The following is a 573-nucleotide window of genomic DNA, read 5'->3' on the forward strand; positions in this document are numbered from 1 at the left end:
CCTGCCGCAGTCATTCAGCATGCATAGATATGCATTGAGATATTATATACACCATAAATAATGTCTTATTCCATATAAATTACAGTCAGAGAAACATTAGATGCCCACACCACCCGCACTAGCTTCAGCCGGGCAGGTATCGCCGATAATCATCCTCTGTTCCGACAAATAGCCCAGGAATTCCAGCGTATCGGCCTGAACCGTTTCAAGCGGGGTCTGGTAGGAGGCCGCCAGGCTTGCACATAGATCGCGCACGCGGACAGGCTCCTTGAGCATGTCCCAGATCGCGCGGCTGGTGGCGGTAAGGGTATAATATTGGCCGGTTTCAGCATTCATCAGCACGGTTTCATTCTGAATGTCTGCATCCAGAATGATTGTGTTCCGCATGACAATCGTGTCCAGCAGGATCATAGTCTTTCCAGCCAATACCATCCCAGGCCCCATGCCCCGGCCTTGCCCCGGCCATGATAGCTGAAGAACCGCAGAAAAAGAAAAACCCTGAAAGATTGTGTCTTTCAGGGCTGCTGTCCCACAGGCGTGCAGAAACAGAAACGCCGCCAAGTCATAGACTTG

1 protein-coding gene and 1 other annotated feature (1 of these 2 only partly in view) are annotated in these 573 nt (G+C 51.1%); the gene reads right to left on the reverse strand.

The genetic code is table 11. The annotated features are described in order from the left end of the window. Window positions 1-573, reverse strand: a sequence feature (mutual gap in cmsearch alignment for this rRNA model is longer than 100) (it continues 3,097 nt past the right edge of the window). Next, the coding region (locus A9Y75_RS25685; protein WP_071192717.1) for a PqqD family protein at window positions 97-573 on the reverse strand (477 nt) is incomplete at its 5' end. It overlaps the preceding feature by 477 nt.

The sequence above is a fragment of the Trichormus sp. NMC-1 genome (genome assembly GCF_001858025.1).
GTDB lineage: Bacteria > Cyanobacteriota > Cyanobacteriia > Cyanobacteriales > Nostocaceae > Anabaena.